Origin of the sequence: Congregibacter sp. (assembly GCF_965662665.1) — a bacterium.
Classification (GTDB): Bacteria; Pseudomonadota; Gammaproteobacteria; order Pseudomonadales; family Halieaceae; genus Congregibacter.
Genome location: NZ_CBFIIF010000008.1, coordinates 46,193 through 69,099, shown reverse-complemented (window position 1 = coordinate 69,099; position 22,907 = coordinate 46,193). Strand labels below are relative to the sequence as shown.

The window sequence follows — 22,907 nt, the reverse complement described above, 5'->3', positions numbered from 1 at the left end:
AAGGGTAAATTGTGAGCTTCGTCATGGCACCTGTCTCACTATCACTTATGACTGCTCTATGTAGCTCAATGCCGTCATCGCATGATAGGTGGTGTTCTCGTAGGGTACCTTCACGGGCTGCGGATCTACTATTTCTATCGGCGTTTCCCTGGCCATGGCGATGTCCAAAGCCATCATCGTAATGTTCACGCTAAATGACGTGCCCATGAACACCATCCGTTGCGCAGCCAGCATTCGTGCTCTTGCTTCTGAGATTCGGTACAGCTCTGTGTAGTACTCATCAAAGAGCAATACGTAGGGTTTGTAGGACTCGCCAAGAACCGGCTTGTCTTCGATCCGAAAGACCGATTTTAAGCTCGCATCCAGCGCGCTTTCATCGACATCATCCCAGGGCGTCTCTATCGAAGAAACCTGTTCCGCCATTGCTTGATCGTGGAACAAAGTCATCTGATCCAAGCGCCCATGAATAGCGATGTAGTCTTTGTTTCCTGCCTTGCCATCCAAGCCGTCAATGTTTTGAGTAATGAGGTCTTTGTCGGCTAACCAGTGATGCACGGGGTTAGGTCCGTGATGCCTGTATGTGGCAAATCGATGATAGTACCAACGCAGAAACTGCAGGGTATCCTGCTCGTACATTGCCCGTGTCGCCATTTCCTGCGGGGTGTAGTTTCGGCTTCCAATGGTCCAAAACCCATCTTCACCCCGAAAGGTGGGAATGCCACTTTCAGCACTAACGCCGGCGCCGGTGATGTATAGCGTGGTCATTCGTTTGTACCTGTAAAGAAATTACGCGTGGCATCGTCGGCCGGGTAAAAAGCCTCAATGCGCAGTTCGTCTGTGGTTATGTCCTGGGGCGTGCCGAAGGTCGACATTACGGTAAACAGGGATAGCTGCAGCCCGTCTATATCAAGCTCCAGCGGCATTACCGGAAGTAGCGGTTCTGGCGTAGGCACAGTATTGGGAAATTCTCCCGCACTCCGTATGAGTGCTTCGACATGCGCGATGGTGGACGTTTCTCCGGAAGCGAGCGCCTCACTGCGCAAACGGTTCACGAACATCGGCAGAGCGGTCTCCCAGTTGGTGATATATCGTCGCAGTCCATGAGGTGCGAGCGTAGCTTCAGCCAGATTGAACGTTTCTTTTCTATCGGTTTTCTCCGTGTTCGCGTCGACCAGGCTAAACATCAGATCTGCCGCCGCGTTCGCCATTATCCGGTCCCACTTGCGGTTAACGACGACAGCCGGAAACGGCATGTGATGCTCAAGAATAGCTGTCAGCGCCTCACCGACAGGCGCCATATGCGGCTCTTCAAGACTGGACTCCAGATACTGCGGCGCAAAGCCTGCGGCATTTAGCAGCGTATTGCGCTCTCTCAGAGGAACTTCCATCGCGTCAGCGAGCTTGAGCACCATTTCGCGACTGGGTTGGCTGCGGCCCGTCTCAAGCCAGCTCAGGTGACGTTGGGAAATGGCTGCGGTCTCTGCCAGATGCAGCTGCGACAGATGTCGCCGTTGCCGCCATTGCTTGCACAGATTGGGGAAGGCGTTCAGTGAGCTCATGCATTACTCCGGTAGTCGCCCAAGCGCCAGTAAATCGAAGCGCTGACACTAATCCTGGGGTTTCAGTGTGCCGCGACGCAGCGGATCAATTCAATAACCTCAGAGGTTATTGAGTCGCCTCCGCCGACGATTCACTCTATGTGCTGAACCTATCAAGGCTCTTACCTTCTTAACGGAGAATTCAAAATGAACCAACGTACTCTCGCCCTGATCATCCTTGTTCCATTTGCCGCCCTGACCACTTGGTCGTTAATGAATGGCGGGGTCGCAGGCATCTTTGCTACACACAAAACTCCCGGTGGTTTGCAGGTTTTTGTCGACCTGGTTATTGCTTTGCTTCTGCTGCTTACCTTTTTAGTGCCCCATGCTCGATCCCGCGGACGAAACCCCTGGATTTGGGTAGTTCTTACCCTCGCTCTTGGGTCATTCGGCCCGCTTCTTTATCTGGCAACGGACCGGCTGAAAACCGCGTAGGTAGTGCCGTGATCAGGGAAACACCGCCTAGCTAACCCCTTTTGCGGTTTTTTCTGCGACCTGAGCCACAATTTCCTCTCTTCAGAGTGGTCTCGAAGGTAAGTGCTTCGCTAGGGTGCAATCTCCGATTTGATTTGCATGGCGTTTTTAAGAAAACACCATGGTTTTGATTGGAGATTCTGTGAAATATACGGTGATAGATGCGCCTCTTGCCGCGCGCCGCGACCAGGCTTTCAGTAAGCGGGAACAGTCGACCGTGTCTGCAATCTGCAGTCGTGTCGTACGAGTTCTGGGTCTTCAGGATCGCGATGGATTAGAACGAGATCTGGCGATTGTTCAGGAGAACTGCCCCATCGATCTCGACGCGCTGGCGGCGGCCTCCGAGAAGGTTTTCATGGACGAACTGCTGTCTATTGTTGATTCTACGGACCGAACGACAGGATCTTTGACAGCTAATTTCAGTTCGCGCTTTATGCTGGACGCACCGGGGCTTACACTCGCCTGAAGTTTTGAAGGCGAACAACTAATGAGTAATCTACTCACCCACACCGGGGGCTGCCACTGCGGAGAAGTCCGCTTTAGCGTTCAGGCGCCGGGGACAGTAGAGCTGGAACGATGCAATTGCTCCATTTGTAGCAAAGGCGGCTATCTACACCTCATCGTGCCCGCTTCGCGCTTTACTCTGCTTCAGGGCGAAGAGCACCTACGCTGCTATACCTTTAACTCGGGAGTCGCCAAGCACTACTTTTGTAGTCACTGCGGCATCAAACCTTACTATATTCCCCGCTCCAATCCGGATGGGGTAGATGTCAATGTGAACTGTCTGGACAAAAAGCCTGAGCACATGACTATCGTAGATTTTGATGGTGATGATTGGGAGGCTAATGCCCACACGCTGGCGCATAAATCAAAAGCGTGATCAGCCTCCTCCAGAGACCGGCGAATAAAGGTTTCAGCAATAGAAACCTATTTGTTTGCTGCCTTGTAAGCTCTCAACGCCACATTAAACTCTCCTGCCACGTCTTCTTCGGCAGAAACCGCTGCATTGTAGGCCTCTACTGACTTGGCATAGTCGCCACTAGCCAGAGCCTTTGCATCGGCGTCTTTAGCATTTTTAGCATCCATCTCGGCAGCGGAGTATTGTTCCTCCAAACACTTCATGTATTCCATATTACTAGCCTGAAAGGCTTTTACCGCTTTTTGTCCCGCGAGCATGGCTTCCATGGAGGCCTCTGCCCCATTCGGTAACTCCGGGCGTGAGGGTTGCTCACAGGCATCTGCGGAGACGGCTATCGAGCTAGCCATAACGCCGCACAGGCTTAGGGTCGCTACCCATTGTTGAAGGCTTGTTCGTTGTGATGCCACTAACTGCTTTTTCATGATGTCGTACCTGTACGGTTAGTTTTTACCTACCCATAACCTGGGCAATTGATATTGTCGTTCCAGCGCTGTCGCAACCCGCTCCGCTGAATCTTGGTTGGAAAGTCCGATTACGCGAACCCTATAGAGTGTTTTGCCCGCAGCGGTCGCGGTTTGTACCACTACCTCTCCACTCGATACCGTCAACTTATTTGCCCATTGATCAGCGATACCGCGATCGGCATAGGATCCAAAGTTAACAAACCAGGGACCTTTTGCTGTTGACGTGCTTCTTGAAGAAGCCGCGCCCGATGGAGAAGCTGCCTTGCTTTTTGCAGCGGCTTGCTCTGCCGCCTGACGAGCTGCTCGTTCCGCCGCCGCTTTTGCAGCGGCTTCTTCCTGGGCGAGTTTTTCCGCCGCAGCGTTAGCCTGCGCTAGCTGCAACGACTCCAGCTCTTCTAATCGCTGCGACAGCGCATCGTTTTCCGCAGTGAGCGCTTCGAGCTCTGTGGACAGCGACTCATTTTGTAATTGGACCTGCCTTTGGCGCTCTCGTTCCATGCCTGCTTCTTCGGGACTTACGGTAGTGGCCAGTTTGGCCTGCAATTCGCGAATTTCAGCCTGCATGTCACCCCGCTGCTGCATAACACCAAAGCCGCCAATGGCGAGCAATACCAGCGCAACGCCTACCACTGCGATCATTCCCCACGGAGTTGAGCCAGCTTCATTTTCTGGTGCCGTGACGGGAATGGGGTCGGTTGGCATAGGCTCGTCTGAATCTGTTGCAGTCATACTTTGGCTTTCAAAAGGCGCGGCTCTTTCGACACTGCTTGCTGCCATGGTTGTGGCAAGCAGTGTCGAATCAAACTCTTCCTCATAATCCTCGACCGCAGGAAGCTCTTCTTCCTCCGGTGGGTCTAAATCATTGAGAAAGTCATCGACAAACTCTTCTTCAAAGTGCTCTTCGTTTTCCGAAAAAGTATCTGTTTGCTCGACCGGCGATTCTTCAAGGTAGTTTGCATCACCCTCGTCCTGAGTAAGCTCGGGCTCGCGGTAACTATCACTGTCTCCAAAGCTTGGTATACCGCCATTGTCTGAACCATCGGTAGGCTCGTCGGGAACAATGACTTGGGCAGACTCCTCGGGCTCGATGGGATCCTCTGGCTCCACGGGGTCGGTGTTTGCCGGGGACTCGTCAAAGGTCTCGCCGCCGGACAAATAGTCGCCGTCAGCCATCGTCGCGCTACTGCTATCCATATCGTTACTTGATGGTTCAAACAGCAGGTCGTCACCGTTCTGGTCACTTTCATCACCGACCAGTTCATCAAGAGATCCGTTTACATCTTCCGGAAACTCTGTGACCGGGTATTCTTCGTCGGAGGCTTCAGCGGTGCTATCGGGCAAAGGTTCGGATTGAGTGATTTCCGAGACAGAGGCCTCTTTTTGCTGGCGAACCTCGGGTAGTTCATCCAGAGGCACGTCCGGCGCAGGCCAGTCTGCAAGAGGGTCCTCAAGTTCGCTAGCGAATGCGGCGTAACCCGGGTCTACATCTTCCGGCTCATCTTCCGACTCCGGGAAATCGTCGCCGTAGTCGCTGTCGATAAACCCCGGGCTACTATCGTCGTCGCGATCCACAAACCATTCGCGCTGGGTTTCTTCCAGGTCGCCGCTGCTTGCGTCGCCACCCACGTCGTTGCCTTCGGGCGAGGCACCTGTTTCCGGATCTTTTTCGTCTTCTGCCATTAACTTTAACTGCCGGCTGAGGCTCGCTGTGGATAGTAGCAGAGCATAAGCAGTCACGCTCGCGATTGCCGTTTTCCGTGAGTGAAGCCAGCGAAGCGGTTAGACTGTGCTCATGGACGTAAGTGATATTTTGACGGGTTTAAACGACGCGCAGCGGGATGCCGTAGCGGCGGAAAGTGGCAATATGCTGGTGCTTGCCGGTGCGGGGTCGGGTAAGACCCGAGTATTGGTTCATCGCATAGCCTGGCTGATTCGTGCCGAGGGTTTGTCACCTCACGCAGTATTGGCGGTGACCTTTACCAATAAGGCGGCGCGGGAAATGCGCGGGCGCATTGAGCAGATGCTACAGATCCCCACCCATAGTATGTGGGTGGGTACCTTTCATGGCCTGGCGCATCGCTTGTTAAAAACACACTGGAAGGAAGCGCGACTACCGCAAAACTTTCAGATTCTCGACAGTGACGATCAGTTACGACTCGTGAAGCGTGTTTGCAGAGAGATGCAGCTTGATGAGTCCCGCTGGCCGCCCAAGCAGGCACAGTGGTACATCAATGCCCAAAAAGACGAGGGCTTACGGGCCGCGCACATAGAGCCCCCCCTCGGCGATCTCTACATCAAAACCATGTTGCGTGTTTACGCCGCGTATGAAGAGGCCTGCGAACGTGGTGGCATGGTCGACTTTGCCGAGCTCCTCCTGCGAGCGCATGAGCTTTGGCTCAAGGCTCCGGAGGTGCTGGCGCATTATCAGGGACGCTTCCGCCAAATACTCGTAGACGAGTTTCAGGATACCAACACGATTCAGTATGCCTGGCTTCGCGTTTTGGCGGGCGATCAGATTCCGGTGGTTGCTGTGGGCGATGACGATCAGTCCATTTATGGGTGGCGCGGCGCCAAAATCGAAAACATTCAGCGCTTTGGTGAGGACTTTGGTGGCACCAAGGTAGTACGACTGGAGCAAAACTATCGGTCGACCCAGACGATTCTGCAGGCCGCGAATGGGGTTATCTCTAATAACAGTGGCCGCCTCGGTAAGGAGCTGTGGAGCTCTGGAGAAACCGGCGAGCTTCTCCAACTGTACGCCGGCTTCAACGAGCAGGACGAAGCACGATTTATTGTCGAACAGATCGAAAACTGGGTGAGTAATGGCCAGGCCCGGCGCTCGGTGGCAATTCTCTATCGCTCCAATGCACAGTCCCGAGTGCTGGAAGAGGCGCTGCTTCGAAGCGGCCTGCCTTACCGCATCTACGGTGGTCAACGATTCTACGAACGACTCGAAATCCGCAACGCCATGGCCTATCTGCGACTACTGGTGAGTCGTGGTGATGATGCCGCCTTTGAAAGAGTGATTAATACGCCGCCTCGCGGCATCGGCAGTAAAACACTGGATGTACTGCGAGCCACCGCACGAGAACAGCAGTGTTCCTTGTGGCAGGCAATACAGGCTTGCCAGGACCACAAGCTTCTACCCGCGCGCGCACTGACGGCCATGGATGGGTTTCGGGTGATTGTGGATGAGCTCGATACTCTGACTGACCCCATGACCCTTGAAGAGCTGGTGGATCAAGCGGTGCGGCGCTCCGGCCTGATTGCCTATCACGAGAAAGAGAAGGGCGAAAAAGGACTGGCTCGCGTCGAAAACCTTGAGGAACTTGTGAGTGCCGCGCGTACTTTTGTGCCTGAAGGTGAAGACCTTTCCCCATTGCAACAGTTTGTGGACAGCGCTGCTTTGGATGCGGGTGAGGGACAGGCAGACCCCCACGAAGACAGTGTGCAATTGATGACGCTGCACTCGGCAAAGGGACTGGAGTTTCCTTTGGTGATTCTGGCGGGTATGGAGGAAAATCTGTTTCCCCACAGGATGTCTATCGAAGAGCCTGGGCGACTGGAGGAGGAGCGACGCCTTTGCTATGTCGGTATTACGCGGGCTATGGAGCGTTTGATCATGACTTACGCCGAAAGTCGCCGATTGCACGGTAGCGACAGCTACAATCCGCCGTCGCGCTTTGTGCGGGAAATCCCATCGGAGCTGGTAAACGAGGTTCGACTGCAGACCAAGATTAGTCGCCCCGTCAGTCAGCTGTCCGGCAGTACACCGGCAGCTGATACCGGTCTCAATCTAGGTCAGCGGGTTTACCATCAGATGTTCGGTGAAGGCGTTGTTCTTAACTTCGAAGGTCGTGGCAGTAACGCGCGAGTAGAGGTCAACTTTGCGTCTGAAGGTACTAAGTGGTTAGTGGTGCAGTATGCGAAACTGCAGGCGCTGTAAAACAGCCGCTTTATTCATACCAATAAAAAGTCACCGCGCGGGTCTGAGGTAGTAGCCATATGAGTAAGTCAGCAGGAATCAACAGAGAAGCTCTGGCCGTGCTGCTGTTGGCCAGTGTACTCGTGCTAGTGATTGCGCTGTGGGCTCTGGAGCGCATTGCCGATGACAGAGCGGCAGGGCCCGGCAATGCTGGCGAGCTAGGTCAGGGTGGAGATACCATCGAGTGGAAGCTGGTAACGACATGGCCCAAGAATCTGCCCGGGCTTGGACATACTCCCGAAGTCTTTGCACAGATGATCCGAGAGATGAGTGCGGGACGCATGGATGTCCGTGTCTATGGGGCGGGAGAGATTGTTCCTGCCTTTGAAGTATTCGACGCGGTGTCCTCCGGCGTGGCACAGGTAGGTCATGGTGCGAGTTACTACTGGAAAGGCAAAATTCCCTCCTCGGTGTTTTTTACAGCGGTTCCTTTTGGGATGACGGCGCAGGAAATGAACGGCTGGTTGCATTACGGTGGCGGTATGGAGCTCTGGCAGGAGGTCTATAAACCATCAGGACTGGTGCCCTTTGCCGGCGGTAGCACCGGGGTTCAGATGGCGGGGTGGTTTAACCGTGAGATTAATTCATTGGAAGATCTCAAGGGATTGCGCATGCGCATACCCGGCCTAGCCGGAGAGGTGTTCAGTGCGGCGGGGGGTGAGGCGGTGCGCATTCCCGGAGGCGAGGTATATACCGCTCTGCAGACGGGTGTCATTGATGCGGTGGAGTGGGTTGGGCCTTTCAACGACCTTGCCTTGGGTCTGCACGAAATCGCGGAGTACTACTATTACCCGGGATGGCACGAGCCTGGTTCTATGCTCGAGTTTATTGTGAACGAAGAAGCGCTTAAGGCGTTACCTGATGATCTTAAGGCGATAGTCCGTTACGCAGCGCGAGCGGCCAATCAGGACATGCTCGATGAGTTCACTGCGCGGAATAATCGCGCTCTTCGCGAAATGATCGAAGTCCATAACGTCAAACTGCGACGTCTGCCAGACGATGTGCTTGAGGCTCTTTATCGCGGTGGTGAAGAGGCCATGGCCGCTATGATCGAGAATGATCCGCTGGCAGCCAAGGTTAACGCCTCGTTCCAGTCTTTCTTGAAAGATGTGCGTGCCTATCACGAGATATCTGAGCAGTCTTACATCAATATTCGCAGGGATCTCATGGGGCCGCTGATCGATGAGTAAGCGACCCCTCCGGCGTTAAGCAGAATGACCGCTTGTTTAACGGCAAGCGCTTCCTTGTACTGCCCCAGCGTCTAACTCTACTGGTGAGTGATGGTCCGCGTGCGCCGCTGATCATCAATGGCAACAAAGACAAACTCGCCTTCGGTGACCTTAATGGGTTCTCCATCGTGCGGAGAGTTAATCCAAACCTCGACCATGATGCGCACCGACGATCGGCCAATCTCGATCACATCGCAATAACAGGACACTACGGCGCCCACATGCACTGGCGTGATAAACGCCATGCCATCAATGGCGACCGTGGCCACCCTGCCCTTTGCGACTTCTTCAGCGGTGATCGCGCCGGCCAAATCCATTTGCGACAGCAGCCAGCCGCCAAAAATATCCCCGGAGGCATTGGTGTCCTTGGGCATGGCAATGGTTTGTATGGCGAGTTCGCCCTGGGGCAGTGGTGTGGAATCTATGTCGTTCATGGTCTGTTTGTTCTGTGTGAGTAAAGCTAGTGGTGTTGGGTAACATTCAGTTTAGCTGCAAGCTATAGCATTGGGATAGCACCTAGAGTTGTGCCGGCAGCCAGGTAGCGAGTGCGGGCCACATCCACAGCAGGGCCAATACCAGCACCTGTATCAAAATGAAGGGTATCACGCCGCGATAAATCGCTGATGTGGGCACTGAATCCGGCGCCACTCCTCGGAGGTAAAACAGTGCAAAACCAAAGGGCGGTGTTAGGAATGAGGTCTGCAGGTTAATCGCAATCATGATGCCCAGCCATACAGGGTCCACGCCCATCATCAGCAATATAGGACCAACAATTGGGACTACGACAAAAGTTATCTCAATAAAGTCCAGGACAAAACCCAGAGCAAAGATCACCACCATCACCAGTAAGGTGGCAGAGAAAACGCCCCCTGGCAGGTCCGCAAAAAACGCCTGTATTAACTCTTCGCCACCAAAGCCGCGAAACACCAAGGAAAACACTGCGGCGCCAATAAGGATCATGAACACCATGGCGGTGGTTTCGAGAGTACTGGTAACAATCTCCTGAAGCTTTCTACGATTCACTTCACCGCGCAGCGCCGCGAGTATCAATGCGCCCGTGGCGCCTACGCCCGCGGCTTCGGTGGGTGTAGCTGCTCCTGCGAGGATAGATCCCAGGACTACAGTGATGAGGATGAGCGGCGGAACAAGCCCGTGGAGTAATTTGCCCCAGGACATGGTGCGGGCCTTTATCGGTGGAACGCTATCCGGGCGCAGTAGCGCCATACCCAAAATGTAGAGGCAGTAAAGCGCCACGAGCAAAAGCCCGGGAAAAATTGCACCGACAAAAAGATCGCCGACAGATACGGTCTGGGGATTGAACACGTCTAACTTGAGCTGGGCTTGCTGGTAAGCGCTGGAAAGAATATCGCCAAGGAGTACCAGGGCTATAGACGGCGGAATGATCTGTCCCAGTGTGCCCGTCGCGCAGATTGTTCCCGTGGCGATACTCGGCCCATAGCCCGCGCGGAGCATAGTCGGCAGTGAGAGCAGTCCCATGGTGACAACGGTGGCGCCGACAATGCCGGTACTTGCTGCCAGAAGCATGCCCACAAGCACCACGGATATAGCCAGGCCTCCCGGGAGTCGACCCAGCAGAGCCGACATACTCTCGAGAAGCTCTTCGGCCACCTTCGATTTTTCGAGGACCACACCCATCATCACAAAGAGAGGCACTGCAATGAGAGTGACATTGCTGATGGTGCCAAAAAGTCGCCCGGGAAGTGCTTCGAGAAACGCCGGATCAAATCCGCCAGCTATGGTCCCTACCGCGGCGAAGAGCAGCGCGGTTCCCGCCAGAGTAAATGCGACGGGGTATCCCAGCATCAACAAGCCGCATACCGCCGCAAACATCCACAGAGCGACAGTTCCGTCCATCAGACGTTCTCGCGACGAACGAGAATTTGGGCATTGCGCAAAATGTCCGCCATACCAGCCAAGGCGAGATTGATGGCCATCAGGGGTAACAGTGTTTTAAGCAGATATAGGTAGGGAATGCCGCCGGGTTCCGGAGAGCTCTCTCGAATCTCCCAGGAGTCGGCAACGTAACCCCAGCTAACAATTACAATCAGTACACAGAGCGGAAGGAGAAATACGATGCCTCCCAGAGCGTTGACCCAGGCGCGCCCTCTAACACTGAATTCACGATAGAAAATGTCGACGCGTACGTGACTGCCGGATTTTAAGGCATAGGCGACGCCGAGCATGAATAAACTGCCATGAAGATAGGTCACGGCTTCCTGCATGGCGATGGAGCCGGTGGAAAATCCATAGCGGAGGATGACGATGGCGGCGGTGAGCAGCGCCATAGCCAGGGCACACCAAGCGAGTAGTCGTCCGGACAGCAGGGTAAAGCGGTCAACCGTCTGTATAAAAGACGCCCAGTTAAGCACCCATTTACTGCCTTTCTTAATGCCGGAAGGCGAGGGTATCATAGCCAGGCGCGTGGTCTCCTCTTTGCATAGACTCTTGAGAACCCTGCCAAAACGCGCATCAAAACCCACTTCATTAGGCAGCAAGGACATTAACAATGCTGAGCGTTATCTCACCGGCTAAAACTCTCGACTACGACTCGCCCGTAACAACGCGTAAGGCGACGCAACCGGAGTTTTTGGAGCGCTCTCAAGCGCTGATTGAAGACGCCCGACGTATGGATCCCGCCGATATCCGATCCCTTATGGGTGTGTCTGAAAATATCGCGGCGCTCAATCACCAGCGGTTTATGGACTGGCATCGACCTTTTGACAAAAGCAATGCACGTCAGGCCATTCTTGCCTTTAAGGGCGATGTTTACACGGGGCTTGAAGCCGAAACCCTGGATGCGACCCAATTGGCTTTTGCGCAAAAGCATCTGCGTATTCTTTCAGGTCTTTATGGTCTGCTGCGCCCGCTGGATTTGATGCAAGCCTATCGTCTTGAGATGGGTCTGCGCTTTGCAAATAGGGGAGGCAAGAACCTCTATGATTTTTGGGGTGACGCTTTAACCATCAGTCTCAACAAGCAACTGAAAAAGACCGACACGCCGGTACTCCTTAATCTTGCATCCAACGAGTACTTCAAGGCGATCAAACCCGGTGCTTTGGATGGCGAAGTGATCACACCGGTGTTTAAAGATCTCAAGAACGGCAAGTACAAGATCATTAGCTTTTTTGCCAAGAAGGCGCGGGGACAAATGGCGCGTTACATTATTGATAAAGAGGTCAACGATGTAGCGGCACTCAAAAAGTATCGTGTAGCGGGCTATCGCTATAACGCTGCCGAGTCGTCTGCTCGAGAGCTCGTCTTCACCCGCGACAAAGCGCCCAATAGTTAAACTCGGAACATCTTCTAGCCAGAGCAAAAATGTAGAGTCGCGCGCCAGAACACCGCGCTAACAGTAACAACAGGAGCGGCAGCATGAGCGCAAAAACATCCACCCATCAGGTGGTTATCATCGGCGCGGGCATGTCTGGCCTGTGTATGGGGATCAAGCTTCGGGAGCGCGGCATTACCGACTTTGTGATTCTCGAGAAGTCGCCCGAGGTCGGCGGGACCTGGCATGACAATACTTACCCCGGTGCCTGTTGCGACGTAGCGTCGGTTTTGTACAGCTACTCCTTTGCACCCAACCCTGATTGGTCACGCAAGTTTTCACCCCACAACGAAATCAAAGCCTATTTTCAGCGCTGCGTTGAAGAGTTTGGCCTGCTATCACACTTACGTTTGAGCACCGAGGTCGACGAAGCGCGGTGGCTGGAGGACGAGGGACATTGGGAGGTGAGGCTTGCCAACGGTGAAACGCTGACTGCCAAAAGTGTAGTAAGCGGACTGGGGCAGCTCAATCGACCGAGTGTCCCAGATTTTCCTGGTAGAGACAGTTTTGCAGGTCACAGCTTCCACTCGGCGCGTTGGGATCATGACTACGATCTGCGCGGAAAGCGCGTCGCGGTCATCGGTAATGCAGCAAGTGCCCTGCAGTTTATCCCGCATATTGCCAAGGAGGTCGAGCAACTCCATGTGTATCAGCGCAGCGCAAATTATGTGATCAAGCGGAACGACCGTGCTTACAAGGATTGGGAGAAGTGGGTCTACCGGCATGTGCCTCTGGCGCAGAAGGCCGCGCGCGCCACGGTGTATTTGCGCGGTGAGTGGTTGTTCTATCCCGTACTGCGTAATAGTTCCACCTGGCTGCTCAAGCAATGGGAGAAATGGTGCAAGGACTATCGTGAAGAAGAAGTGAAAGATCAGGCGCTTCGGGACAAGCTAACACCGGACTACCGTTTGGGCTGCAAGCGCATTTTAATATCGGATGATTTCTTTGGCGCTTTTGTCAGGGACAACGTCGAGCTGGTGACGTCACCCATTACCGGGTTTAGTGAAGAAGGCCTGCGAGCCGAGGACGGCGTGGACCGACCCGTTGATGCGGTTATTTACGCCACCGGGTTCAACACCTCCGAAATGCATAGCGCGGTGGAATTCAAAGGAATGGACGGTTTGTCCCTGCAGGACGCCTGGCGTGATGGTGCCGAAGCCTATCGGGGGGTCTCCACCCACGGCTTCCCCAACTTCTTTATGTTGTACGGCCCCAACACAAACCTTGGCAGCAATTCGATTATCTTCATGGTGGAGCGGCAGGTGGACTACGTTGTTAACTGCATTGATAAGCTCCTGAAACATGAACTACGCGCTTTGGACGTCAATGAGAGCGTACAAATGGCGTATAGCGAACGTATGCAGGGTGAGCTGGCACAAACCGTGTGGGTGGCGAGTTGTGAGAGCTGGTACAAGAATGCAGCGGGCAAAGTTACCAACAACTGGCCTCGATCAACGCTGAATTATTGGTGGCATATGCGTAGCCCGGATTTTTCTGACTTCGATATGCGCGTTTGACGATGTCGGACCTGCCTTTTTCGCAAGCCGCTGAGAACAATTGCGTCCCCATTCTTGAGGAGCTGAAGCGCCTATTCTCCGGTGCAGGTACCGTATTAGAGCTTGGTGCGGGTACAGGACAACATGCCAGCGCTTTTGCTGCGGCAATGCCGCATCTGCAGTGGCAACCCAGTGAGCACCCGGAGTCTCTGGCTATGCTGCGCCCGCGCTGCGAATTATCAAAACTCGACAATCTCCTGGTGCCGGTCACTTTGGATATTTGTGAGAACGCCTGGCCCGCGCCCTGGCCTGATGCGGTGTATACGGCTAATACTTTGCATATTGTTGCCAAGGATGTGGTGCAAACCCTGTTTAGTACCTGCGGCAGTTCTGCCAGTCAGGGGTCCTTACTCATTGTTTATGGACCGTTTAACTATGCCGGGCGGTACACCTCAGATTCCAATGCGAACTTTGACCTTTGGTTGAAAGAGATGAACGCCGAAAGCGCTATTCGCGATTTCGAATGGGTGGACTCTCTGGCCTGTGCCGGCGGATATGTTTTGCAAGAGGATATTCCCATGCCTGCTAACAACCGTCTGTTAGTGTGGCGCATGGATCGCGGATAGCGATCTTACTAAGCCAAGTTTGATTTTTCGGTGAACAAGCTGTTTTAGAGAGGAACAGAGATGAGTAAGTTAAAGGCCCTTTTTCTGTCGCTGGCCGTGGGCGTTGTTTCTAGTACCGTGGCTCTGGCGGACACCCATGATCCTTTACCGTCGTGGCAGGACGGGGCATCCAAGGCGTCGATTGTTGCCTTTGTAGAGGGGGTCACTCGCAGTGAGTCGCCTGACTTTGTGCCCGTGCCCGAGCGCGTCGCGACCTTCGATAACGACGGTACGCTTTGGGCAGAACAGCCCATGTACTTTCAATTGTTCTTCGCCATCGATCGCGTTTCGGCCCTGGCGGCCGAGCATCCCGAGTGGAAGACAGAAGAGCCCTTTGCTTCGCTTCTGGCAGGGGACATCGAAGCGGTACTTGCAGGTGGCCTAGAGTCTGTTCTGGAAATCGTCATGGCGAGCCACGCTGGGATGACCACTGATGAGTTCGAGGCAATTGTCACGCAGTGGCTGAGCACTGCAACACACCCTGTGACCGAGCGACCGTATACCGACATGGTGTATCAGCCCATGCTCGAACTGCTGCGCTACCTCCGTGCCAATGAATTTAAAACCTACATCGTATCCGGCGGAGGCATTGAGTTTATGCGCCCCTGGACAGAGGAAGTCTATGGCATACCGCCGGAGCAGGTGGTCGGCAGCAGCATCAAAACGCAGTTCGAGATGGAGAATGGCAAACCGGTTTTAAGGCGATTGCCTGAGATTAATTTTATTGATGATAAGGAAGGCAAACCGGTGGGTATTCATTCACACATCGGCCGCCGTCCAATTTTTGCAGCCGGCAACTCCGATGGTGATTTGCAGATGCTGCAATACACCGCCGCAGGCGATGGCCCGCGATTGATGCTTTACGTCCATCACACGGATGCCAAGCGAGAGTGGGCCTACGATCGGGACTCGCATATCGGTAAGCTCGATAAGGGTCTTGATGTGGCTCAGGAAGGAGCTTGGACGGTCGTCGACATGGCTCGGGACTGGCGCAGGGTTTTTCCCGCTGCGGACTAAGAGCCGCAGCCCCTATCTGTGCTTGACTGAACGTGAGCACGGCCAGCCTCAGGTAAGCGTCTCGGCTTAGCCCTCGCCTTCGGCCAAAGCTTTGAAGGGCAATAAGCTCATGGCGTCTTTGCGGTAGGCCTCGATGTGCGCCTGCTCTTCTCGCGTAAAGTTACCCACGGCGGCATCAAGTTCGGGCTGCGCTACCCAATGACATGAGAGCGTGGTGGTCGGCTCAAAGCCTCTTTGAATCTTATGTTCCCCCTGAGCGCCGGGGTCAAAGCGTTTGAGACCGTGGCGAATGCAGTACTCAATACCCTGGTAGTAGCAGGTTTCAAAATGCAGACAGTCATATTCCCGACTGCAGCCCCAGTAACGACCGTAGAGGGTCTCTCCATCGCAGAAATAGAGAGCGCCGGCTACGGGGACGCCATCTTTCTCGGCTTGAGCCATGAGCACCTGCTCACCCATGTTGGCGGCTACGTCCAAAAAGAATTCCCGGGTGAGATAACCGCCGTGACCGCTGCGTTTTGCGTAGGTCATCTGGTAGAAGCGATGAAAGATGGCCCAGTCCTCTTCACTGAGCTCGGTGCCATTGCGCATGCTCAAGCTAAGTCCCTGCTCGTCTACGCGGCGACGCTCTTTGCGCAGGGATTTACGCTTGCGACTGGAAAACGTACTGAGAAAGTCGTCAAAGTCGTTGTAGTTGCGGTTGTACCAGTGAAACTGCACCTGATGTCGCGTGTGCAGTCCGGCGGCTGCCAGAAGCTCCGCGTCTTCAGTCTGCGGAAACAACACATGCCAGGATGATGCTCTTAGTCGGTCGGCCAGCTCGGGCATTTGCTCGCGGAGTGTGTTCCAGACAAAGGCTGGATCGAGATCTTCGGCGTGCAGTAAGCGCGGGCCGGTAGCGGGAGTGAATGGCACCGCCGTGACCAGCTTGGGGTAATACTCCAGGCCCATGCGACGCCATGCGTCAGCCCAGGCCCAGTCAAAGACGTACTCTCCGTAGGAATGACTTTTGAGCCAGGAGGGAAGTATTGCGAGGGTTCGGTCGGCATCTTTGAGTCGTAAGTGCGCGGGCTCCCACCCGGCTGCGCGAGTCGTGCAGTCGGCCTGTTCCAGCCCAAGGAGAAAATCGTGACGCCAAAAAGGATAGTCGTCCCGTCGCAAGGCATTCCACTCGGCCGCGGGAACGTCTGCGACAGACCCAAGGACCTCTAGCTCGAGGCTCATGACGGACCCTGCAAACTCAGATTACAAGCGCGTAGTTGGCAACAATACCGACGAAGATACTCAAGCCCACCCAGTTGTTGTGCAAAAATGCGCGAAAACATGCTGCCTCATCGCGTTCGCGAATTAAGTACAGGTGATAGCCAAACAAGCCGGCGGCGACCAGCAGTGAGACAAAGTAAGGCCATCCCAGACCAAACTCTCTTCCCGCAAGGGCCAGCGCCGTAAGGCACAGTACTTGTAGTACGGCAATAACACTGCGGTCGGATTCCCCGAAGAGGATAGCCGAGCTCTTAATGCCCACTTGCAGATCATCTCTGCGGTCCACCATGGCGTATTTGGTGTCGTAGACCACGGTCCACAGCGCACTCCCGGTGAAGAGCAGCCATAGTTGGGGAGGCAAGGTTTCTTGCTGAGCAGCAAAGGCCATGGGAATCGACCAGGAGTATGCCAGGCCAAGCACGACCTGCGGAAGGTGTGTATAGCGTTTCATCAAGGGGTAGCAGCAGGCGAGCAGCAAGGCGGGTACCGACAGCAGAATGGTCATCAAATTAGTCATGAGCACCAGACCAAAGGCGATGAGACAGAGCACGACAAAGAATGCGAGTGCTTCGACGACGCTGACGTCGCCGGTTACCAGGGGTCGACTGCGCGTGCGCTCTACCCCGCCGTCAAAGTTTCGATCGGCCAAATCGTTGATGATGCATCCCGAGGAACGCATAAGCAGCGTCCCTAAGCTGAAAATCACCAGGAGCTTAATGTCCGGCACACCCTCTGCAGCAATCCACAAAGCCCACAAAGTTGGCCACAACAGCAACAGGGTGCCTATAGGCCGGTCCCAGCGAATCAGGCGCAACAATGCTGAGAATTTACTGGGCTGCTGCATTGGCGAAGTGGTGGTGCTATCCATAACTGGCACGTGGTCTCATTATCTGTGTGAGGGTCAGCTGCGCTGACGGCCAATTGTAGCGCTCACTTGGCCCCGGCGGGAGCGGTGCAGTGGTGTTGCCGACGACCAGTGGGGAAAATCTTCGAGAAAGACTTCGCTCACCAGCATGGGCTTACCCGCAACCTGAAAGCAGGAGCGGCGAGCCCAGGCATCATTGTTCTGATGCAGCGCCGCGGGTAAATAGCTGTCTTTACCGGCTAGCAATGCGACTTGAAAGGGGCTGCGGCGCATATCCGGTCTGGAAAAGAGGAACGCACCGAGGCTCTTGTTGTGCAGTCTCCGTAGTCGCAGCAAGGGCCCATTCAGTGTGCTCACCGGGAATACCGAGCGCGCGTAAACCACGGCTTTAGCATCCAGAAACATCACTATTTGCCGCACCATGGCCAGTTCTCGATGGGCCATATTGAGTAGCCTGCGCTCGTCAGGGCGCGGGGTTTCCCAACACTGATGCCAGCGCTCCAGAGAGAACTGTTTTCCCGTGTTGAGCAAGTGCTGAGTGAGCGACCCATCGTCGAGCAACCAGCTGCGAACCGGAGCTAGAGTTGGCCCGGGGATCTGTTCTTCACCGCGCCAAAGGGGGGCGTCGGCGCTCGCTCGTGCTTGCACTGTCATAAAGATCTAACCGATGAAGAGAGCAAGAATGCGCTATGTTTGCAGTGCTTGCAAGCCACGGTATCGAGTTTTCATAGCCATTGTCTGACGTGTTAATCTTGCCGCCCGCCGAGCAAAATGTATCAGAAGTAAGGAGACCGCCCACTATGCGTAAATGGGAATGTATCGTCTGTGGACTCGTCTATGATGAGGCCAAAGGGTGGGTCGAAGATGGTATTGCCCCGGGTACGCGTTGGGAGGATGTCCCCGAAGATTGGCTGTGTCCTGATTGCGGGGTTGGCAAAGAAGACTTCGAGCTCATCGAAGAGGCGGTAGAAGAAGCACCGCATCATCAGACCCCGGGCGCAGAGACCCAGCCAGCGCCGATCGTTATTATTGGTACGGGGCTGGCTGGCTATGGCATCGCCCGGGAGTTTCGCAAGCACGATAGTGATACGCCGCTGCTGTTGATCACCGAGGACGATGGCCGGGCCTACTCAAAGCCCATGCTGTCTACTGGATACACCAAGAACACGGATGCTGCGGCGCTCACCCAAAGCGACGCAGGCACCATGGCGGCAAACTTGAATGCGAGCGTCTGGACCATGACCCGGGTTCAGGCAGTGGATACCCAGCGCAAGGTGCTGCGTCTTGCAGACCGCGAAACCGAAGTGCACTACGCAGCGCTGGTGTTTGCGACCGGCGCAAGTGTGATCCGTCCACCCCTGGGCGGCGATGCACAGGAGCGCGTGTATTCGGTCAACGATCTTATGGACTACGACGACTTTCGCACGGCCATGGAGCGCCTCGAGGTCAAGCGCGCCGCTATTATCGGTGGTGGCCTCATCGGCTGTGAGTTCGCCAATGATTTACTTAACGGTGGCTTTGAGGCCGACGTTATCGATCCTCTCGAGCATTGTTTGCCCACCCTGCTCCCCGAGCCCTGCGCTCGCGCTCTGCAGACCGGCCTTGAAGCAAAAGGCGCGCGCTTCCACTTTGGCCCCCTGGTCACGGAAGTTAATTATCCAGAGGGAGGGAAAGACTGTGTTCAAGTCTCGCTGAGCAACGGCGAAATGTTGGACGCGGACATCGTAGTCTCTGCGGTAGGCGTACGTCCGAATATTGAACTCGCCAAGGCATCGGGAATTGCCGTTAACCGAGGCATCATTACCGACAGGCAGCTTAAAACGAGTGCCGCTGATGTATACGCCCTCGGCGACTGTGCAGAAGTCGAGGGACATGTACTGGTCTACGTGGCGCCCCTAATGGCGGCAGCGCGGGCTCTGGGTAAGACCCTGGCTGGGGAGCCAACACAGGTGAGTTACCCGGCCATGCCCGTGACCATCAAGGTTCCTGCCTGTCCCACGGTGGTGGCCCCCCCTGCGGCAGATAGTGATGGCGAGTGGCAGTTCACCTTGGATGGTACGAGCACTCGGGGAGAGTATCGAAATGCGGCGGGAGACCTGCTGGGTTTTGCACTCACCGGAGATTCGACGCGAGAAAAAATGGCCCTGCAAAAGCAGCTGCCGCCCATCATGGCCTGAGCCCTCACGGGGTAATCGCGGAACGCGAGCCTAGACGTTTGCGAAGGCCTGACGATCTCCGGCCCAGCGCCGGATCAAGGGCTGTACCCATTGCGGTTGCTGATCTTGTAGCTGCGTCGCGATTTCCTGGACTTCATCCAGTAGGTGCTCGTGTTCCGGGAGTCTCGCTACGCGAAACTCCATGAGTCCGGTTTGACGTGTTCCCAGCACCTCGCCGGGTCCCCGCTGGCGCAGGTCTTCCTCAGCGATGTAAAAGCCATCATTGCTCTCGCGCATGACTTGCAGTCGCGCCCGACTTTGCTGTCCCAGGGGCGACTGGTATAGCAATACGCAGTGGCTCGCCGCGCTGCCGCGACCTACGCGACCGCGAAGCTGATGCAGCTGGGCAAGTCCCAAACGCTCGGGGTTTTCAATAATCATGAGCGTGGCATTGGGTACATCAACGCCTACCTCAATCACGGTGGTCGCCACCAGTAGCTGGTACTCTCCGGCCTTGAAGGCCGACATCACTGCATCCTTTTCCTTGGCCTTCATGCGCCCATGGACGAGAGCCACAGAGGTGTCACTCAGAGCCTCGGCAAGCTCGGCAAAGCTGGATTCAGCGGCCTGGGCCTGGAGCGCATCGCTGTCTTCAATCAAGGTGCATACCCAGTACACCTGGCGACCGTCCTTGCAGGCGTGCGCAACCCGTTCGATTACCTCGGGACGACGCTGATTGTCGATGAGTACTGTTCCCACCGGCTGTCGCCCCGGGGGAAGCTCGTCAATAATGGAACAGTCGAGGTCCGCGTAAGCGACCATGGAGAGCGTTCTGGGGATGGGGGTCGCGGTCATGATCAACTGATGTGCCCGCCACTCCCCCGCTGTTTTTTCACTGAGTGCCAGGCGCTGGTGTACGCCAAAGCGATGTTGCTCGTCCACGATGACCAGGCCCAGGCGGCCGAACTCCACACCATCCTGAAACAGCGCATGGGTGCCGATAACCAGAGAGGCCTCGCCACTTTTAATCGCAGCCAGGGCCTGTTCCCGTTTTTGTCCTTTAACGCTTCCGGCGAGCCACATCTGGGCGATGTTTAACTCTGTGAACCAGGCGGCGAAATTGCGGCGGTGTTGTTCTGCGAGGAGTTCTGTGGGCGCCATTACGGCCACCTGGTAACCACTGGCGATCGCGATGAGCGCTGCCGCTGCGGCGACTACCGTTTTACCTGAACCAACGTCACCTTGTACCAGGCGCAGCATAGGTTTGGCGGTGGCGAGATCAGCTGTGATCTCTTCGATCACACGGTGTTGCGCTTGCGTGGGATCAAAGGGCAGTGTTTGCATAAACCGCTTTCTGAGGCCTGCGGTGTCCTGAAGAATCGGCGCTGCGCGCTCGCGGCTGCGGGCGCGAAGTTCGCGCATGGAGAGCTGATGCGCGGTGAGCTCTTCCAGAGCGAGCCGGAGTTGGGCCGGGTGGTAGCCGTCGCGCAAAGCCTGCTGATCGGCTTCCGGTGGGGGTCGGTGTAAAAAGCGCAGCGCGGAACTCAGTCCGTAATCGTTTTTACGCTCAGGCAACAGTTCCTGCGGCGGATTCTTTGCCAACACCTGAAGAGCCTGATCACAGAGCTTTCGCCACTGGCCCTGGCTGATGCCCTCGGTACTGGGGTAGATGGGTGTCAGAGACTCTTCGTTGTCTTCTGATCCCACGCTGCGGCGATACTCCGGGTGAATCATTTCAGCCTGTTGCGTCCCTCGGCGTACGGAGCCAAAGCAGCGCAAACGATCACCCTTGTGCAGGGCATTTTTTTGCGCCTGGGAAAAGTGGAAAAAGCGCAGGGTTGCAGTGCCCGTTCCGTCCTGCAGTTTGACGAGCAAGGAGCGTCTTCGCCCACCGCCGGCGACACTCACTAATGCGATGTCGCCCTCGATGACCACTTCGGCGCCGTCCTGTAGTGCACCGATGGGCGTAATCTGGGTTCTGTCCTGATAGCGCAGGGGGAGATGAAACAACAGGTCCTCAACGCTGCTAATCCCATAGCGGTGCAGGCGCTCCGCCATTTTTGGGCCAACACCGCGCAGGGACTCCAGACTATGTGTGACAATTCCACTCATGCTTGTGTCCGCTCCTGGACACGGGGGGCTAATTTTTCAATCCCGGGAGGGAGAGTATCTTGCAGCGTAAAACGATAGCCATAGTGGGCTTTGGAGATCTCGGTGAGCGCCTCAGCGGCCTTTTGCCGCCTGTTAATTGGCGCTGCGTCGGCCTGCGACGTAACGCCAATGCGGTTCCTGAGGGTGTGGAGAGTATTGCTATCGACCTTCGGGATGCTCACAGCTTGTGCGTCCTCGAGAAACTGCAGCCGGATGCCCTGGTGATCACCTTGAGCCCGTCGGATCGCAGTGCCCGGGGTTATGAGGCGGGGTTTGCTGATGCCATGAGCGCGATTGTCGCAGGCCTCGGAGACCGCAGACCAGATCGCGCTTTCTTCGTGTCCAGTACCCGCGTTTACAGCGAGACGAGTGGCGGCTGGGTTGATGAAGAAAGCGCAACCGCTGACCAAGACCCTCATGTAGCGGCTATTCTCGCTGCAGAGCTGACTTTTCTTGATGCCATAGCCGGCGGCATTGTGTTGCGGGCCGGTGGGCTTTATGGGCAGGGGCCCGGACCCTTGCTGAAACGCGTTGCGGCGGGAAGACTCACACCGGCTGAGCCGCCGCGCTACGGCAATCGTGTTCATCGCGATGATGTTGCGGGATTTATGGCCGCGGTACTTGCGGGAACAGCGACCACTGACGACCGGCTTATCAATCTGGTTGACGACGCCCCGGTTGCCCTCCAGGAAATGGAGTCCTGGCTGTGCGCGCAGCTTGGCATGCCCTACGACCCGCCAAGCAGCGTTGCGACAAAGGAAGTGTCGGCGCACAAACGCATTCGTAATGGCAGGCTCCGTGCCAGCGCTTATGCGCTGCAGTATCCGGATTATCGAAGAGGCTATGCTGCCGTGCTCCATCGCTGGATGGCACACTCAGAGCGCGAGGATGGCCTCGATCTCCACTGACACACCTTTTGGTAAAGCCGCGACCTGCACGCAGGCCCGGGCTGGATAAGGTTCGTTGCAGAAGGTTTCCATAACCGCATTGACGGATGCAAAGTCCTGCATATCGGTGAGAGAGATATTGATCTTCACGGCATCGTCCAGGCTTCCGCCTGCAGCCTCTGCGACGGCCGCAAGGTTGCCAAATGCCTGAGTTGCCTGAACCGTGGCATCGCCCTCGACAACTTCCATTGTCTCGGGATTCAAGGGGATTTGTCCTGACAGCCAGACGGTATTGCCGACTTTGACGGCCTGGGAATAAGGACCCAGTGCTGCGGGGGCTTTGGGTGTTGCGATGATGGCGCGGTTACTCACGTTCTGCTCCTGTTTTT

Annotated in this window: 23 protein-coding genes; 11 read left to right on the top strand and 12 right to left on the bottom strand. The window is 55.6% G+C overall.

Annotated features, from left to right (window positions below):
• Positions 1–45 precede the first annotated feature (45 nt).
• Both ACTG39_RS05385 and ACTG39_RS05380 read right to left on the bottom strand, forming a co-directional pair.
• A complete protein-coding gene (locus ACTG39_RS05385; RefSeq protein WP_439106514.1) occupies positions 46–765 on the bottom strand; it encodes an SIR2 family NAD-dependent protein deacylase in 720 nt (239 codons plus the stop codon).
• A complete protein-coding gene (locus ACTG39_RS05380) occupies positions 762–1,559 on the bottom strand; it encodes a helix-turn-helix domain-containing protein (protein WP_439106513.1) in 798 nt (265 codons plus the stop codon). Before ACTG39_RS05380 ends, ACTG39_RS05385 begins: the two co-directional genes overlap by 4 nt.
• 186 nt (positions 1,560–1,745) lie before the next feature.
• Between ACTG39_RS05380 and ACTG39_RS05375 the strand changes: the two genes are divergently transcribed.
• From ACTG39_RS05375 to ACTG39_RS05365, 3 genes are all read left to right on the top strand, one after another.
• Positions 1,746–2,033, top strand: a complete 288-nt coding sequence (locus tag ACTG39_RS05375; protein WP_439106512.1) for a hypothetical protein — start codon at positions 1,746–1,748, stop codon at positions 2,031–2,033.
• A gap of 181 nt (positions 2,034–2,214) precedes the next feature.
• On the top strand, positions 2,215–2,538 hold the full coding sequence (locus tag ACTG39_RS05370) for a DUF6874 family protein (protein WP_439106511.1): 324 nt from the start codon (positions 2,215–2,217) through the stop codon (positions 2,536–2,538).
• A 21-nt stretch (positions 2,539–2,559) separates the two neighbouring features.
• Positions 2,560–2,952, top strand: coding sequence for a GFA family protein (locus ACTG39_RS05365; protein ID WP_439106510.1), 393 nt, complete (start codon positions 2,560–2,562; stop codon positions 2,950–2,952).
• A gap of 47 nt (positions 2,953–2,999) precedes the next feature.
• Here the strand turns inward: ACTG39_RS05365 and ACTG39_RS05360 are convergent, their stop codons facing one another.
• Positions 3,000–3,413 carry a hypothetical protein gene (locus ACTG39_RS05360; protein WP_439106509.1) on the bottom strand — a complete coding sequence of 138 codons (414 nt, stop codon included), beginning with the start codon at positions 3,411–3,413 and terminating at the stop codon, positions 3,000–3,002.
• A gap of 18 nt (positions 3,414–3,431) precedes the next feature.
• Positions 3,432–5,135, bottom strand: coding sequence for an SPOR domain-containing protein (locus ACTG39_RS05355; RefSeq protein WP_439106508.1), 1,704 nt, complete (start codon positions 5,133–5,135; stop codon positions 3,432–3,434).
• 112 nt (positions 5,136–5,247) lie between these two features.
• Between ACTG39_RS05355 and uvrD the strand changes: the two genes are divergently transcribed.
• Positions 5,248–7,401, top strand: a complete 2,154-nt coding sequence (gene uvrD, locus ACTG39_RS05350; RefSeq protein WP_439106507.1) for a DNA helicase II — start codon at positions 5,248–5,250, stop codon at positions 7,399–7,401.
• Between the two features lie 59 nt (positions 7,402–7,460).
• Positions 7,461–8,630, top strand: coding sequence for a TRAP transporter substrate-binding protein (locus tag ACTG39_RS05345; protein WP_439106506.1), 1,170 nt, complete (start codon positions 7,461–7,463; stop codon positions 8,628–8,630).
• Between the two features lie 77 nt (positions 8,631–8,707).
• On the opposite strand, the gene ACTG39_RS05340 is transcribed toward ACTG39_RS05345, so the two are convergent.
• The 3 genes from ACTG39_RS05340 to ACTG39_RS05330 all read right to left on the bottom strand — a co-directional run bounded on the left by ACTG39_RS05340 (position 8,708) and on the right by ACTG39_RS05330 (position 11,191).
• Positions 8,708–9,103: an acyl-CoA thioesterase gene (locus tag ACTG39_RS05340; protein WP_439106505.1), complete on the bottom strand. Its 396-nt coding sequence runs from the start codon at positions 9,101–9,103 to the stop codon at positions 8,708–8,710.
• A gap of 82 nt (positions 9,104–9,185) precedes the next feature.
• Entirely contained in the window at positions 9,186–10,544 is a 1,359-nt protein-coding gene (locus ACTG39_RS05335; protein WP_439106504.1) for a TRAP transporter large permease, read from the bottom strand.
• Complete coding sequence (locus ACTG39_RS05330; protein WP_439106503.1) at positions 10,544–11,191, bottom strand: TRAP transporter small permease subunit; 648 nt, start codon at positions 11,189–11,191, stop codon at positions 10,544–10,546. The genes ACTG39_RS05335 and ACTG39_RS05330 overlap by 1 nt, the downstream gene beginning before the upstream one ends.
• A 5-nt stretch (positions 11,192–11,196) precedes the next feature.
• Here ACTG39_RS05330 and yaaA point away from each other — a divergent pair, with 5 nt between their 5' ends.
• The 4 genes from yaaA (at position 11,197) to ACTG39_RS05310 (ending at position 15,196) form a co-directional block, all read left to right on the top strand.
• A complete protein-coding gene (gene yaaA, locus ACTG39_RS05325; RefSeq protein WP_439106502.1) occupies positions 11,197–11,979 on the top strand; it encodes a peroxide stress protein YaaA in 783 nt (260 codons plus the stop codon).
• 83 nt (positions 11,980–12,062) lie between these two features.
• Entirely contained in the window at positions 12,063–13,535 is a 1,473-nt protein-coding gene (locus ACTG39_RS05320; RefSeq protein ID WP_439106501.1) for a flavin-containing monooxygenase, read from the top strand.
• A gap of 2 nt (positions 13,536–13,537) precedes the next feature.
• Entirely contained in the window at positions 13,538–14,140 is a 603-nt protein-coding gene (locus ACTG39_RS05315; RefSeq protein WP_439106500.1) for a DUF938 domain-containing protein, read from the top strand.
• A gap of 60 nt (positions 14,141–14,200) precedes the next feature.
• Positions 14,201–15,196, top strand: a complete 996-nt coding sequence (locus ACTG39_RS05310; protein ID WP_439106499.1) for an HAD family hydrolase — start codon at positions 14,201–14,203, stop codon at positions 15,194–15,196.
• A gap of 66 nt (positions 15,197–15,262) precedes the next feature.
• On the opposite strand, the gene ACTG39_RS05305 is transcribed toward ACTG39_RS05310, so the two are convergent.
• The 3 genes from ACTG39_RS05305 to ACTG39_RS05295 are packed head-to-tail and all read right to left on the bottom strand — an operon-like array spanning position 15,263 to position 17,978.
• Positions 15,263–16,420, bottom strand: a complete 1,158-nt coding sequence (locus tag ACTG39_RS05305) for a GNAT family N-acetyltransferase (protein ID WP_439106498.1) — start codon at positions 16,418–16,420, stop codon at positions 15,263–15,265.
• Positions 16,421–16,436: 16 nt separating this feature from the next.
• Entirely contained in the window at positions 16,437–17,327 is an 891-nt protein-coding gene (ubiA, locus tag ACTG39_RS05300; protein WP_439106497.1) for a 4-hydroxybenzoate octaprenyltransferase, read from the bottom strand.
• A 33-nt stretch (positions 17,328–17,360) separates the two neighbouring features.
• Positions 17,361–17,978: a chorismate--pyruvate lyase family protein gene (locus tag ACTG39_RS05295; RefSeq protein ID WP_439106496.1), complete on the bottom strand. Its 618-nt coding sequence runs from the start codon at positions 17,976–17,978 to the stop codon at positions 17,361–17,363.
• Between the two features lie 146 nt (positions 17,979–18,124).
• On the opposite strand from ACTG39_RS05295, the gene ACTG39_RS05290 reads away from it, so the two are divergent.
• Entirely contained in the window at positions 18,125–19,501 is a 1,377-nt protein-coding gene (locus tag ACTG39_RS05290; RefSeq protein WP_439106495.1) for an FAD-dependent oxidoreductase, read from the top strand.
• A gap of 30 nt (positions 19,502–19,531) precedes the next feature.
• On the opposite strand, the gene recG is transcribed toward ACTG39_RS05290, so the two are convergent.
• The gene (gene recG, locus ACTG39_RS05285) at positions 19,532–21,592 is read right to left on the bottom strand and encodes an ATP-dependent DNA helicase RecG (protein WP_439106494.1); all 2,061 of its coding nucleotides are present in this window, start codon (positions 21,590–21,592) and stop codon (positions 19,532–19,534) included.
• Positions 21,593–21,651: 59 nt separating this feature from the next.
• Between recG and ACTG39_RS05280 the strand changes: the two genes are divergently transcribed.
• Complete coding sequence (locus tag ACTG39_RS05280) at positions 21,652–22,539, top strand: epimerase (protein WP_439106493.1); 888 nt, start codon at positions 21,652–21,654, stop codon at positions 22,537–22,539.
• Here ACTG39_RS05280 and ACTG39_RS05275 read toward each other — a convergent pair.
• Entirely contained in the window at positions 22,507–22,890 is a 384-nt protein-coding gene (locus tag ACTG39_RS05275; protein WP_439106492.1) for a RidA family protein, read from the bottom strand. The genes ACTG39_RS05280 and ACTG39_RS05275 overlap by 33 nt on opposite strands.
• Positions 22,891–22,907: the final 17 nt, after the last annotated feature.

Bases quoted from the DNA above. Each gene is read 5' to 3' on its own strand.
- ACTG39_RS05385 (WP_439106514.1), bottom strand. From the start codon at position 765: ATGACCACGCTATACATCACCGGCGCCGGCGTTAGTGCTGAAAGTGGC.
- ACTG39_RS05380 (WP_439106513.1), bottom strand. From the start codon at position 1,559: ATGAGCTCACTGAACGCCTTCCCCAATCTGTGCAAGCAATGGCGGCAA.
- ACTG39_RS05375 (WP_439106512.1), top strand. From the start codon at position 1,746: ATGAACCAACGTACTCTCGCCCTGATCATCCTTGTTCCATTTGCCGCC.
- ACTG39_RS05365 (WP_439106510.1), top strand. From the start codon at position 2,560: ATGAGTAATCTACTCACCCACACCGGGGGCTGCCACTGCGGAGAAGTC.
- ACTG39_RS05360 (WP_439106509.1), bottom strand. From the start codon at position 3,413: ATGAAAAAGCAGTTAGTGGCATCACAACGAACAAGCCTTCAACAATGG.
- ACTG39_RS05355 (WP_439106508.1), bottom strand. From the start codon at position 5,135: ATGGCAGAAGACGAAAAAGATCCGGAAACAGGTGCCTCGCCCGAAGGC.
- uvrD (WP_439106507.1), top strand. From the start codon at position 5,248: ATGGACGTAAGTGATATTTTGACGGGTTTAAACGACGCGCAGCGGGAT.
- ACTG39_RS05345 (WP_439106506.1), top strand. From the start codon at position 7,461: ATGAGTAAGTCAGCAGGAATCAACAGAGAAGCTCTGGCCGTGCTGCTG.
- ACTG39_RS05340 (WP_439106505.1), bottom strand. From the start codon at position 9,103: ATGAACGACATAGATTCCACACCACTGCCCCAGGGCGAACTCGCCATA.
- ACTG39_RS05335 (WP_439106504.1), bottom strand. From the start codon at position 10,544: ATGGACGGAACTGTCGCTCTGTGGATGTTTGCGGCGGTATGCGGCTTG.
- ACTG39_RS05330 (WP_439106503.1), bottom strand. From the start codon at position 11,191: ATGTCCTTGCTGCCTAATGAAGTGGGTTTTGATGCGCGTTTTGGCAGG.
- yaaA (WP_439106502.1), top strand. From the start codon at position 11,197: ATGCTGAGCGTTATCTCACCGGCTAAAACTCTCGACTACGACTCGCCC.
- ACTG39_RS05320 (WP_439106501.1), top strand. From the start codon at position 12,063: ATGAGCGCAAAAACATCCACCCATCAGGTGGTTATCATCGGCGCGGGC.
- ACTG39_RS05315 (WP_439106500.1), top strand. From the start codon at position 13,538: ATGTCGGACCTGCCTTTTTCGCAAGCCGCTGAGAACAATTGCGTCCCC.
- ACTG39_RS05310 (WP_439106499.1), top strand. From the start codon at position 14,201: ATGAGTAAGTTAAAGGCCCTTTTTCTGTCGCTGGCCGTGGGCGTTGTT.
- ACTG39_RS05305 (WP_439106498.1), bottom strand. From the start codon at position 16,420: ATGAGCCTCGAGCTAGAGGTCCTTGGGTCTGTCGCAGACGTTCCCGCG.
- ubiA (WP_439106497.1), bottom strand. From the start codon at position 17,327: ATGGATAGCACCACCACTTCGCCAATGCAGCAGCCCAGTAAATTCTCA.
- ACTG39_RS05295 (WP_439106496.1), bottom strand. From the start codon at position 17,978: ATGACAGTGCAAGCACGAGCGAGCGCCGACGCCCCCCTTTGGCGCGGT.
- ACTG39_RS05290 (WP_439106495.1), top strand. From the start codon at position 18,125: ATGCGTAAATGGGAATGTATCGTCTGTGGACTCGTCTATGATGAGGCC.
- recG (WP_439106494.1), bottom strand. From the start codon at position 21,592: ATGAGTGGAATTGTCACACATAGTCTGGAGTCCCTGCGCGGTGTTGGC.